The organism is Arsenophonus nasoniae DSM 15247 (genome assembly GCF_000429565.1).
GTDB classification, from domain to species: Bacteria; Pseudomonadota; Gammaproteobacteria; order Enterobacterales; family Enterobacteriaceae; genus Arsenophonus; species Arsenophonus nasoniae.
On sequence record NZ_AUCC01000003.1, the window covers coordinates 32,563 to 45,239 of the forward strand.

Consider the following 12,677-nt stretch of genomic DNA (forward strand, 5'->3'; position numbering starts at 1 on the left):
AAATCCTTTTATTTAATATCCTGTGCGTTGACATCCGCGCCAAATCCAATCCCTTGTAACTGCCTGGCGAGTGCCTTTTTAAAATCACGATCACTCATCCCTAAAAAAGCACGGGCAGGAACATCGATAGTCCAACTCTTTTTTGCCGTTTTACCGCTTAACTTTTTAATAAGTAAGCCAGCCTGATAAAAAGACAGGGTTTCCGTTATCTGTTTTACTGTCGGTTTCCGCCACCGTTTGCCGCGTTTGACCTGATAGCCAAATTCCCGTAATTTTTTGGCCTGTTTATGGGTTGCTAAACGGCTCGGATCACGGCGTTGTTGACTGTCTAGCTGTTGTCGCCGAACCGTGACGTGCATCCCATGCTGTTGCGCAAATCCGACCACACCGGCGGGAACGGGTTTTGTTCCGTTACGGTATTGACCGCCTTGTAAATAAATTCTCACCGCATCAATCTGTGGCATTTCTTTGATATGCAACAGTTTTGGCAGGTTTCGCAGCATCTTTTTTTTATACTGACTTTGGCGTGCTGGCCAGGCGGTGCCATTCGGGCGTTGCTGGTTTCTAACGTTGCGCTTTGCGGCCGCAATCACCCCATATTTTGCCATTCGCCATAAAAAACGTTGGCGTTTTTTAGGCGGTAATGCCAAACCGTTTAAGGCTTGCTGCATGTCTTTAAACTGTTTTTTATTCAGTTGCCCATTAATTATCATCTTTCACATCACGATAAATGTCAGCGTGTTCAGCAAATCCTATCTGCGGATCAACAATCGACCATTTTTTACCCTCAAAAGGGATAATGCCCAAGGTATCTTCTTTCATGACGATGGGCTCAGCCAGTGAAAGTGTCACAACGACAACGGCGGTTTCTCCATCCACATCAACCGTCATTGAGGGCGGCTCCTGCTCAAGATTACTCTCCCCTAACACATTATCCTGTTCAGCTAACCAGGCATTAATCAATAAAGGGATATAACGTGGGTCAAGCTCACGGTAAGGGAAACGCCCCCAGGCAATTACGGCTTCAAATTTCTGTATCAGCATTTGATACTGATCTAAGCCGACCTCTTTTTGCGCCGGAATAAACTGTATTTCGTCCATTTCGCTGGTAAATTCGGTTTTCCAAACCCGCTCGGGCAAATTTGCTTTTAAAAATTGGGTCAGGCATTGTAATTTGCTCATAGCATTGCCACCGTGACACGTTTTAAACCTTTCATGTTGCGGATCACCACAGCCGCCTCAGCGAGTAATCGACGTCGAACTTCGGGGCTTTCCTGTTGTGGATGAGGCGCACGGCTGACCATTGCGGTGTATTCGCCGATTAAATCCGCTTTGGCTCGGGCATAGACGGCTTTTTTATACTGTGCGCTGAGCGCATTTTGACCGTTGGCGCTCGCACCTGTCACTTCATATGACGTTTTATAGCCTTTCGCCAATAACTGGCGTTTCAGTGAAGCGAGCGACAAATTAATTTCGGCAACACTGGCTAATAGCGCATCCGTAAGCAAATCGTTGTCTAAATCCACCGGTACCTGCCGTTGTTTTTGAAAGTCTTCCAAATTCAAATCCGGCCAAAAACCCTCATTAATAATCGGATTATGCTGGTAATTTAACTCGTTGCCGTTAAACATAACGCTCCTTGTAAAAAAAACGGGCTGTCCGGCTTCCCTGGCCAATTGCAATCAATGGCATTGCCTCCACCGCGCCCGTTTGGCTGGCGGTAGTCTTTTTATGCTGTTTTTAGCGCACGAAGGCGCATGGCGATGCGTTTTAGCTGCGTATCAACCCCCACTTTAGGATTAAGCGCTCTGGCGCGCGCCAGATAGTCGGCGGCTTTTTCAAGCGTTTCAACACAATCCATCGCACTGGCTTTGGCTTCCACATTGCGATCATGACTTAGCAAGTTCAATGCGGCAAATTTGTAGTATTTTGCTCGGATTTTTTCGTGTACCCGCCATTTTTCAGTGACATTTTTAAAGGTGCGTGAAAAATAAGGCTCGATGCCGTTTCCCGCTTCCTGTTCCGTATACGCCCAGGCTAATATCGTATCCGCCACAAACGCGGCGAAATGACTACGGAAGTTATCGGGGGTGAGCTGTCCTTGCTCAATGGCAATCTCTGCCCAATCCAATCCTTTATCGAAATCCCCCACATCAAAGAGCCAAATGACGCAATAAGCAAAAATGGGGTTTCGATAGACTTCCCCCTCTGACAAATAACGTTCAGCGGTGGGAAGGTAAGTGGGCAGTAATTCTCGCCTTTTCATTTCCACTCTGTCGGCGGTTGTCGGTTGGGCTCGTAATCGTTTGACATCCCGCTCAATCGCTCGCGCTTGTAAGTGCATACTGGCACCATCAGCGATAGAGACAGCTTGTTGCCGTTCTAGCTTTTGGCGCAGTTCAACTTCGGCACGATGGCGCTGAGCAGGGGATAGCATGGCTTATCCCCCGACTTTTTCGGCGGGCTCGGTAATTTTACCGATGGTAACCGCGCCTTCATCATAAGCAGCATATAACTCAGGAAATTCCAGCGCGTAGCCTTCATTGCGCAGATATTTATTCTCATACTGCTTACGGTCTTCGACAAATTCGGCTTTACGCTGGCGCGTATTGCGTTGGGTGTAGATATGCAGATTTGACAGCATGGTTACCACCATCCTTTTTCCCGGCATAAAAGGGGGCACAAGGGCTTTACGGCCAGCGATGGTATCCGCCAGCATTTGCGCGGCGATTTTCTCTGTCGGTCGGTCAGCGGCCTGATATAAGCGATATTGTTCGGCGGCAACCAAATCCGCCCCAACCAGCACGACCAAGCGCGGATCCGTACGGAACTGCTGAGGAATAGAAGTATTAATCAAATCGGATGCCATGGCGTCTAACGATCGGAAATCCCCTTTATCATCTAATATGACCGGTTTAGTGATAACCTGCTTACCGCGATTCCAATCTTTAGCGATTTGATGCCAACCGATATTGACGTCTTCACCGTTTGGATTCTCTTCGGGTTTAGTGGTATCGGCAACTTTTTTACCATTAAAACCAATGCGCAGCATATCAAGCGCAAATGATTCATTGGTAAAGGCTTGCATACGCTGGAAAAACTCATTTTCCGTCCCCGCATTCGCCCATACGGATAACAGGCTCCAGGGTAATGCGGCGCCGGAGTCTGTTTCAGCCAGTTTGTACTCGTTGCCGTCCACCAATGTTTTACGAATAAAACGACCGTCTTTATTGCGACCGGTGAATAAACCGGGATTACCGACCGCAACCACTTGCCCCTGCAACTGGTCAACGTCAGCACAGGTGATCATGCTCAATAATTCAACCGATTCAAGCAATGCTGAACGCAAAGCCGTTTCTTTTGGATCCGATAATTTAAAATAACGCGATGGGTTAGTGACGTTATACGCTTTCGCCAAACCACTTTCGTAATGATTGAGCCATTCCTCGGCTCTTTGGTTTAAAAACATGGAAATCCCTCTCCTAGATGACGAGCCGATTAAAGAAATTTAAAACCCTTTTCTTTTGTATTGTTCGCCGGATTGAGTTTAGGTAAACGCGTAATTTTTTCGTCCAACTTTCCAAAGTTTTTAACGATTTGCGGTAGGTTATCGCGTAAACGGGCAAACTCTTCGGTGTCAACCACTTCTTTTACCGTGTCGACCTCTTCTTGTACGTCTTCAACATCTTGCTGTGTTGATGCCAGCTGCGATTTTAAACGCTGAATTTCCTCTTCAGCCTCGGCGAGTGCCTGAGCTAGCTGCTGCAATTTGTCACCGTCGACTTCTTTTTCGATAGGGGATTCGGGCTCGGCAATATTAAAAAGCTTACGCCAGTTTGATTTTTTAGACTTTGTTGACATGTCCTTGTCCTTTGGTTTTTTCCGGCTGAAATGGAGCCGGGTAGTGCCGACACTGGCCGGCTCATTCGTTACGCCCAGTCCTTGCAGATAAGACTTACCTGTCCCTCTAAAATTGCCATCAGGGGTTAATTCAATCGAAGTGAATAAATAGTTATCCGCTGCATTGGCCATTAATAAATTGACAAAGGGCCGCAGTATTGCGAGTAGCTGTAATTCACCACGCGCATTTTCTTCCAGCATGACTTCAAGGACTTCGCCCATGGGCTCCGCATCGTGGTTATGTTCAGGCCAAATCATCGCCGCATATAATTGGTGATCATATAATTCGGCGACATCTAACAGGTCTTGTCTTTCAATAACCCGACCATCAATGGTGTCACCCTCTGTCGCGATACATAGCCATGTAGTTCTTAATTGCGACATTGATATGTTGTTCCCATCCTTGGGTTAATTTGCTTCCGTTCGTTTCGGTCTACTCAGTATTGCCCACATTTTTTTCACTGGCGAGAAGTTCAATTCGGCTATCACGGCGTTGCCGAAAGCGACTTAATGCCAGCAGCAACGCATCGAGGCACAATGCCTGCTATGGCTAAATATCACGATGCAAAAATTGAAGTCGCCAAATCCCTTTATTTGCGACACTACACGCCGGCGGAAATCGCCGCGGAATTAGCGCTACCCAATCGGCGGATCGTTTATTATTGGGCGCAAAAATGGCACTGGGCCGAGATGCTCAGCCATGAAACCGTTATTGAGGCAATCAATCGTCGAATTGTACTTTTAACCGGTCGTGATAAGAAAACTGAACTCGAACAGGACGAACTCGATCGCCTCATTGCACATCATGTTAAGTTGATGGCACAAGCCAACAAACATACTGAAAAAATGGTGGCGCTCAAACCCCAGTCAAATGACAGGCAAGGTTATGGCGATGAGATGGTTGAAGATGAAGAAAAACCAAAAAAGAAAAAGCGTTATCGTAAAAATGACATTTCCCGCATTACTGCTGAAGACTTCCAGCAATTTGCGGATGAAAGGCTATTTGCGTATCAAAAACACCTGCGCATCAACATGACCCAGGCGGTTCGTAATATTTTAAAAAGTCGCCAAATTGGCGCAACCTGGTATTTTGCTTATGAAGCGTTTGAAAATGCCTGTTTGACAGCCGATCCACAAATATTTTTATCCGCATCACGCCCACAGGCGGAAGTTTTTCGCGCTTATATCGTGAATATTGCCGAAAAGTTTTTTGGGGTAACCCTAACCGGTAATCCGATCCGGTTAAGCAATGGCGCTGAATTACGGTTTCTCTCCACAAACAAAAACACCGCACAATCCTATAGTGGTCATTTGTATTGTGATGAATACCTCTGGGTACCGGATTTCAAACGGTTGAATGATGTCGCCTCCGCCATGGCAACCCATGACAAATGGCGCACAACCTATTTATCAACCCCCAGTTCAAAAACACATGGGGGTTATCCATTCTGGACAGGTGACGAATGGCGCGGTCAGGATCCAAAGCGTAAAAATATAACGTTTCCTTCCGTTGATGACATGCGCGACGGGGGGCGCGTGTGTCCAGATGGTCAATGGCGTTATGTTATTACGCTTGAAGATGCGATAAAAGGCGGCTTTAATCTGGCGTCAATCGATAAGCTACGGCAACGATATAACCCTGACACCTTTAAGATGCTATATATGTGTATTTTTATTGAGCATGGCGCTTCTGTTTTTAAATATGACACACTGCAAAAATGTGGGGTTGATGTGAACTTATGGGAAGACCATAACCCGAAAGCCCCAAGACCCTTTGGCGAGCGTGAAGTCTGGGGCGGTTATGATCCTGCGCGCTCTGGTGATACCTCCACCTTTGTCATTGTTGCACCACCCATGATGGCACCTGAAGTGTTTCGAATATTAGCCACTTTTTATTGGCAGGGGTTTAGCTGGCGTCATCAAGCCAAACTGATTGAAGATTTAACGAAAAAATATCGTTTCACCCATATTGGTATTGATACCACCGGGATTGGTCAATCCGTCTATGAAATGGTGCAGGATTTTGCTCCTCGCATCACACAACCTATCCTTTACAGCTTATCAATGAAAACCCAGTTAGTGATGAAAATGATCGATATCGTTGATGAAGAACGGATTGAGTGGGATGTGGAACAAAAAGAAATACCCGCCTCTTTTTTATGTATTCGACACACCACAACGGGTAAAGGCAGCGCCATGACGTTTGTGGCGGATAGAACCCAGGAAACCGGTCATGCAGACGTTTTTTGGGCAACCTCCCATGCGGTGATTAAAGAGCCCTTGAATACCGATAAAAAACGCAAATCAACCTATCACTTTGCCAAGGCGTCATAATGAAAAAGCAATGGAATTCACGCAAAAACAGGCTGCAAACAGCAAAAGCAGCCAAAAAAGGGTTTAGTATCACGTTGGGTAAGCCAGAACCCATTTTAACCACGCATACCGATTATCAAAATGTTGGGTATGACAATGCGTTCGATCACTGGACGTTGCCCATTGACCGACAAGCCCTTGCCGAACTGGTGAATTTGAATGGTCAGCATGGCGGCGTACTCTATGCCCGCCATAATATGGTAGTCAGTGATTATATGGGGGGCGGTTTAACCCATGAACAGCTTAAAGCGGCGGTATTTAGCTATTTCCTGTTTGGGGATGTGGCGCTATTAAAAGTGCGTAACGGTTGGGGGGATGTTTTAGCGCTAGAAGTCTTGCCCTCGCTTTACTTGCGGCGCCGAAAAGACGGCGATTTTGTGATTTTACAGGACGGTGAGCCTCTGGTTTATTCCCCTGAAGACATTATTTATCTCAAACAATACGACCCACAACAGCAGGTTTACGGTATTCCGGATTATATCGGGGGGATCCATGCAGCGTTACTCAATAGCGAAGCGACTATATTTCGCCGGCGCTATTACCATAACGGCGCCCACACGGGCGGGATGATTTACTGTAATGACCCGAACATGACGGATGAAGTGGAAGCGGAAATCATTAGCAACCTCGAACACAGCAAAGGAATTGGAAATTTTTCAACCATGTTTGTCAGCGTGCCTAACGGTGACCCCGATGGCATCAAGTTTATTCCCGTAGGGGATATTTCGGCGCAGGATGAATTTAGTAACGTGAAAAGCATTAGTGCCCAGGATGTGTTAACCGCCCATCGTTTCCCCGCAGGTTTAGCGGGCATTATCCCCGGTAATGTGGGGGGACTGGGTGACCCCATCAAAGCGCGTGAAGCCTACCGAAAAGATGAAGTCATCCCGGTTCAAAACCTGTTTATGCATGCGATTAATCCTGAAATCGGCAAAAATGAAGGGCTAAAGCTGATTTTTAATCAAAAATCTGACAATAAAAATGATGAATAGTTAAAAATGGTGTAAAATTAAAGCGTTACATCAATCGGAGGGCTTGCACGTGCGAGTATTAACCATATTCTGTCCAATTTGTAGCCAAAAAGCGATCATTCGTAAATCAAATAGAAAACATCATGAAATTTCCGACCTGTATTGTGCCTGTACTGATGTGGAATGCGGTCATACCTTTGTTCTGAATTTAATCTTTAGCCATACTTTAAGCCCCAGTGCCAAAACAAACTGTGCGTTACTCCAGCCGTTAAATTATTAAAACGAGAGCCGCTTGAAATTTTAACCCTGTTAAACACCTCGTCAATATTTCCTTTCAATCTGGAAAATAAATTTTTCCGAGGTACTCCTTACAATATTATTCGAACTTAATAACTACTAACAGTTGATTTAGCTTTTTTCAGAAAGCGTTATTAACGATTGTTTAACCTCCTCAGATAATTCCATAATCATATCGAGAATAATTTCTCGCTCATGTTGATTGTCTATTTTTGGGTCTGTTGCCAGTTTAGATAGTGTATTGATGCGCTCCAAAGTCACAACGATATTGAATAAATCGTTCATAGTTTACATTTTCCTTTAACTGGAGCACCCCGAAAACACCCTATTCTGAGCGATTAATAATAAAATATACATAAAATCAATGAATTAATGACTATTTTCTCATCAATAAAATTTTACTGAGATAAAAAATACTATCCTTGTCCTATTGTTAAATTTTTGTGAGTTTAAAAAAAGAAAATTCTTTAGGGATGGGGGTATGTTTCGGAAAATCCTTACATGCCTTACACAGCAAAAAACAGCCTATAAGCCCTTGAAAATAATGGATTCTTATGTAAGGAAAAAACCCTTACAAAATCTTACATCATCCTTACATATAATAAAATCAATAAGATAGCTTTTAAAGTTGTAAGGAGTTGTAAGTCTTACATGTAAGGATTTTGTAAGGGTTTTGTAAGACTTTCCACTTTAATTATTTTCCTTTAAAATCATAAACTAATATCATAATTTTTAATTTATAAGGAATGTAAGGGTTTTCCGAGGTATACCCAAAAATTGTGGAAGATATTTATATTGATCAAATAATAACCATAAATATTAGTTTATTATTATATTTATGTATTATTTAACCTGAGTTCGGGATAAGCGGTAGTTATGAGAAAACAAAAATAGCTCATTTATCAATAAAAACCTTTTAAAATCAATAAAATGATAAAAAAAGGAAATATTTTTAGTTGGTTGTAGGTTAAAAAATAAGCTATTTTCTTTGCTAAAATCATGAAAAAAGCCAAAATTCAGCACTGTTTTATGTAATAATTTTAATTTAAGTAATTGAATATACAATAAAAAATTTTATATTTCTTATCCCGAACTCAGGTTATTTATGTATCCGAGATAACTTGTGTTCTATCTCTGCCTTTGTGTCTATTTTTAGTTTGGGTGATGGCACTCAAGATGATGTGATAAAAACAAAAAAACCTTAACGTTTGTTAAGGCATAACATAGCAAACCGAGATTGAATTATTTTTTTTCAAATATCCAGCATTCTAACACGTCCGGTTTTTTTAGTGTGCTCGCCTTGGGTAAAGCGGCATTGTAGGCAGCATTAACACGACTGCGTATACTTTTAGTTCGAATAAAGTGCCGTTTTTTCCCTAACTTTAACCGCCGTTTAATGTTAACGATATCACCAAAAGGCTGACGTTTTTCACTGGCAATCTGGATGAGCTGGTTAAAATTGATGGCAAATTCATTCTCTTTTGCGCTATGGTTTACCCCGTAAATATCTTCAGTATCCAAATAATCAAACATCGCCCAAAATTCGTTAATATCATCCGGATCATCGTGTACCGCTTTGACACGCTCTTTGGCTAAATTAACAATAAAAGCCCTCGTTTCTTCAATGCGCTGCGATGAAACAGAAATCACCTGTGGCAACATTTCTAAAAAAGCAATCATCTGGGCGTGGTTACGGGCAATGCGAGTGTGATGAATTGCGGGATCCGCATACAAAATTTTCTCAATCTCTTCGTAACGTTCACAAGCTGTCTGGAATATTTTATCGCCTTGCATTAACACTTTAGGTACAAAACCGGATACCGTATTAATTGGATAGCGCTCAAGTCTTGTTGCTGCTTCTTTAGTCACTTGAGAATGGTGACGCTTATCCGTTGATAAATGGATCAACCGTTCTGGAATGGCCGTATCCTCAGTCATAATAGGTGCATTTTGACCAATAACGATAGCGCCTCTAAATATCAGTTCTTCGGTATCGTTACTTCCGCCTTTTCGCCCTACGCTACGCAATAGTCCACTATCATAGATATTTTTTAATTCATTCCAGTCAAAGGCACGTAATTTAGCATTATTTTGGTTACGATCACTTTCAATCAAACAAACGGGAAGATTGCTGACTTGTGCAAAGCTACGAGCGCGTCCGGCTGCGGTTGATTTCGAGGGATCAAACCCTTCATAATTTTCACGGCCAAAAAGGCGCCACATAAATTCCAGTAAAGTACTTTTTCCACTACCCGGTTCCCCGAAAATTTCCAAGAAGGGATAGGTCTGTAAGTGGTCACGGATTTGTTCAGCAAATAAGGCACCCAGCCAGAAGGCTAGCACTGTATAACCTTTGACACCAAATGCCAGCCACAAATCATCAATCCAATCTGTGGTAAATTCATTGAAATTAAGATTAAACTGTAAAGCAGGTTGTGAAGCTAGAGTTTTGATATCTAATTTTTCTAGTGAAAAATAATCTTCTTGATTAAGGGAGTACACTTTACCGTTTTGGATCGCAACCTGATTAAAAATATAGGCATCATAGCGTTTGTTATAACCGACATAGTTTTGAGTCTTGACCTCTTTAATTGTTGGTAAAGTGCGTTTTAGGATTTTATCAAGCTGTTGTGTACTGCCGGTGTACATAGCCCCTTTAGCAATATGCAATAAGCGTTTTTTGAATTCACTGCTGCTAGTTAATTGTGTTGCGGTAAATGTCGCTTTTACGTTGTGCTGCTGGTGTGGAAACGCTACGTCGATGTAATACCAGGATTCATCGGTTTCAACCGACTTTTGAAAATAAAGCGGTGTTGGATAACAATTAGCAATTTCAATAACAATGCCTGATTCTTTAACGGCTTTTTCCCGACTCTCATCGTCATGCAATGTTGGTTCAGCTTCCTTTATACGTTCAACGGCTTTCATCATTTTGTCAATATCGAGCTTAAACCAGTACAGACGATTGTCATGCCGGAAATCAAACTCTGTTCGCTCCGTCCACTGAAACATCAATCTGGCACGATCAAAAGCCGTATGCGTTAATAATAACTTACCGTAATAGCGATAACGCGCGATATTGTCTTTTGTCAATCGCCCTTTAATATGCAAATCATTCCAATCATGCTGGTCATCCACATCCCCTGGTCGTGCCGCCGTTGCTAACCATCCTTCGTCGCGACTACGTGAGACAAATTTTTTTATTGCCTTTTCACCCGCCTTTCCATTATCAAGTGCCCAGATTAATACCGGTTTTTTATTTTCACCCAGCGCAATTTTAAGCTGGGCTAAGGCATGTTCTGGGTAATTATGACAACTCATCAGAGAAACCGCATATAACCCATTTTGAGCAAGACTAATCGCATCAAAAATCCCTTCTGTTAGCCAAATTTCGGTTGCTTTTGTTAAATCCTGTTGTGGTAAACTCCACCACTGCCCTTTATAAGCCCCAAAGAAATTGGCTTTGCGGTCAAATCGTTGTGGGTTATCGATAATACGTTCCCAGTAAGCGCCATTAGGTAGGGCGAATTTTACGGTTGCCGAACCCAACCCTTTAGCGTGATAACTGGATTCAATATATAACCCTTTTAATGGCGCGATATCCAATCCTCTAGCCTGTTGCAAATAGGCATCCGCCGCGGCATTTGGGGCTTGTTGTGTTTTAGGATGGTACGCTGACCAGTTATCGAAAATATCCGGATAGATTTCTTTAACAATAATTTCGGCACCACATTTATTTTCACGACCACATTTGAGTACAAAAGGTTTTTCAATGGCGGTAAATAATTCCTTTTTTTTGCAATCTGGGCAGATACCTTGCCGTAAATACCCATTTTGTTCTTTAAATTGGAATTCCTGAATTAATTTTGAGATAATTAAATTCAATCGCATAGCATTTATCATCGAGTTAACTCCCAAAATGCACTTTTATCGTGCATTTTTTAGGTGATTTTTTAGGTAAAAGAATTCCCTGACGTTGGCGTCATTAAATCAATCAATTATATTTAAAGGGGGATGACGATATTTTTGGGTATTAATCCAACCAATGCCTGTAATTGAAATATCGCATAAATAATTGCCTGTTTCTCTTGATTATCAAATTTTAAATGATGTTTTTTATTATCAATATTAGCTAAATAAAAAATCAAATTAACGAAGCGTTTATTATGTTTTCGTAAATATTCAATAAAGTCTGAAAGACATTTATTATTAGGGTCGTTATTAAAATAAACCGTTCTTAATTGAGCGCATCTTATTAAACCATCAAACCTTTGGTTTATTGATAAACCCGTATTCCAATAAGTGCTCATTTCTTTTTTATTGATATCACTCATATTATTTTTTATTGCTTTAATAGAATGAATTAAAGGTGAAGTTCATTACTCTTTATTTCTCATTATCATGATTTGATAACAATCGTGATAAAATAAAAAACAAATAAAACGCCAAATAAAAGAATTAATTTATCTATTAACCCTAATTTCTTTTTTTTATTATTAGAACGATAACATTTAACAGACTCTCCCGTTAAACGATATTGGTTTTCTTGATGTCGTAATCTGTTCATAATATTCCTTAATTTATCCGTTGTACTCATTTCATATTAATGACGCACTCACGCCGGTCAAAACATCAACGGTTGACCCCATTACAGGATGAATATGTAAACGTGTTGAAATAGTGACACTGGCTAACGTTAAACATTTAATAGCCGTATTAACCGATTTTTTAAAATTGGCTATCCGCAAATGATTAAAATGGCCGCCGGTTACTGTTTCATTGGCTAATTTTCCCACTTCTGCTGTCGCACATAGCACACAAGTAGGTATATTGATTTCATTGACTTGATTGATGGGAATTGCGGGTTGGCACCGTAGTTGTTCCAATAAACCATCAAGTAAAGAGGCATCTTCGGTGATATCAGTGAGTTTGATTAAATCAGAACAGGTCAATCGGTGTGGTTGCTCGGGATTCAACTTATTGCGCAGCATTTGTGAATTAAAACCAATAGATTTTGCTATATGAGCTAATTCACCTTTATGAGAAATCGCAAACATACGGCAAGCGTCGTCAAATTTTGCTTGTTTGGATGCTTGATAATCAAACATAGCTTTCATTCTCCTAAAGCGAATAATG

At 41.9% G+C, this 12,677-nt stretch carries 14 protein-coding genes; 3 read left to right on the forward strand and 11 right to left on the reverse strand.

Features of this window, described 5'->3' with window-relative positions:
* Positions 1–8: 8 nt before the first annotated feature.
* The 6 genes from G468_RS0101160 to G468_RS0101185 all read right to left on the reverse strand — a co-directional run bounded on the left by G468_RS0101160 (position 9) and on the right by G468_RS0101185 (position 4,284).
* Complete coding sequence (locus G468_RS0101160; RefSeq protein WP_026821530.1) at positions 9–713, reverse strand: hypothetical protein; 705 nt, start codon at positions 711–713, stop codon at positions 9–11.
* Entirely contained in the window at positions 703–1,182 is a 480-nt protein-coding gene (locus G468_RS0101165; RefSeq protein ID WP_026821531.1) for a phage tail protein, read from the reverse strand. The genes G468_RS0101160 and G468_RS0101165 overlap by 11 nt, the downstream gene beginning before the upstream one ends.
* Positions 1,179–1,631 (reverse strand): head completion/stabilization protein, encoded by a 453-nt coding sequence (locus G468_RS0101170; RefSeq protein ID WP_026821532.1) that lies wholly within the window; start codon positions 1,629–1,631, stop codon positions 1,179–1,181. The genes G468_RS0101165 and G468_RS0101170 overlap by 4 nt, the downstream gene beginning before the upstream one ends.
* A gap of 98 nt (positions 1,632–1,729) precedes the next feature.
* Positions 1,730–2,437 carry a phage terminase small subunit gene (gene gpM / locus G468_RS0101175; RefSeq protein WP_026821533.1) on the reverse strand — a complete coding sequence of 236 codons (708 nt, stop codon included), beginning with the start codon at positions 2,435–2,437 and terminating at the stop codon, positions 1,730–1,732.
* Positions 2,438–2,440: 3 nt separating this feature from the next.
* Positions 2,441–3,469 (reverse strand): phage major capsid protein, P2 family, encoded by a 1,029-nt coding sequence (locus G468_RS0101180; protein WP_026821534.1) that lies wholly within the window; start codon positions 3,467–3,469, stop codon positions 2,441–2,443.
* A gap of 29 nt (positions 3,470–3,498) precedes the next feature.
* Positions 3,499–4,284 carry a GPO family capsid scaffolding protein gene (locus G468_RS0101185; RefSeq protein ID WP_034249149.1) on the reverse strand — a complete coding sequence of 262 codons (786 nt, stop codon included), beginning with the start codon at positions 4,282–4,284 and terminating at the stop codon, positions 3,499–3,501.
* A gap of 162 nt (positions 4,285–4,446) precedes the next feature.
* Between G468_RS0101185 and G468_RS0101190 the strand changes: the two genes are divergently transcribed.
* The 3 genes from G468_RS0101190 to G468_RS22770 are packed head-to-tail and all read left to right on the forward strand — an operon-like array spanning position 4,447 to position 7,524.
* Positions 4,447–6,234: a terminase large subunit domain-containing protein gene (locus tag G468_RS0101190; RefSeq protein WP_026821536.1), complete on the forward strand. Its 1,788-nt coding sequence runs from the start codon at positions 4,447–4,449 to the stop codon at positions 6,232–6,234.
* Complete coding sequence (locus G468_RS19395; protein WP_034249150.1) at positions 6,234–7,265, forward strand: phage portal protein; 1,032 nt, start codon at positions 6,234–6,236, stop codon at positions 7,263–7,265. Before G468_RS0101190 ends, G468_RS19395 begins: the two co-directional genes overlap by 1 nt.
* A gap of 49 nt (positions 7,266–7,314) precedes the next feature.
* Entirely contained in the window at positions 7,315–7,524 is a 210-nt protein-coding gene (locus G468_RS22770; RefSeq protein WP_071846838.1) for an ogr/Delta-like zinc finger family protein, read from the forward strand.
* Positions 7,525–7,652: 128 nt separating this feature from the next.
* On the opposite strand, the gene G468_RS23590 is transcribed toward G468_RS22770, so the two are convergent.
* The 5 genes from G468_RS23590 to G468_RS0101220 all read right to left on the reverse strand — a co-directional run bounded on the left by G468_RS23590 (position 7,653) and on the right by G468_RS0101220 (position 12,649).
* Positions 7,653–7,826: a hypothetical protein gene (locus G468_RS23590; RefSeq protein ID WP_155846964.1), complete on the reverse strand. Its 174-nt coding sequence runs from the start codon at positions 7,824–7,826 to the stop codon at positions 7,653–7,655.
* A gap of 957 nt (positions 7,827–8,783) precedes the next feature.
* Positions 8,784–11,444: a toprim domain-containing protein gene (locus tag G468_RS0101205; protein ID WP_246067320.1), complete on the reverse strand. Its 2,661-nt coding sequence runs from the start codon at positions 11,442–11,444 to the stop codon at positions 8,784–8,786.
* 101 nt (positions 11,445–11,545) lie between these two features.
* Complete coding sequence (locus G468_RS0101210) at positions 11,546–11,875, reverse strand: DUF5347 family protein (protein ID WP_026821538.1); 330 nt, start codon at positions 11,873–11,875, stop codon at positions 11,546–11,548.
* A 65-nt stretch (positions 11,876–11,940) separates the two neighbouring features.
* On the reverse strand, positions 11,941–12,108 hold the full coding sequence (locus G468_RS24430; RefSeq protein WP_211229655.1) for a TetR family transcriptional regulator: 168 nt from the start codon (positions 12,106–12,108) through the stop codon (positions 11,941–11,943).
* 31 nt (positions 12,109–12,139) lie between these two features.
* Positions 12,140–12,649 (reverse strand): phage regulatory CII family protein, encoded by a 510-nt coding sequence (locus G468_RS0101220; protein ID WP_026821539.1) that lies wholly within the window; start codon positions 12,647–12,649, stop codon positions 12,140–12,142.
* Positions 12,650–12,677 lie beyond the last annotated feature (28 nt).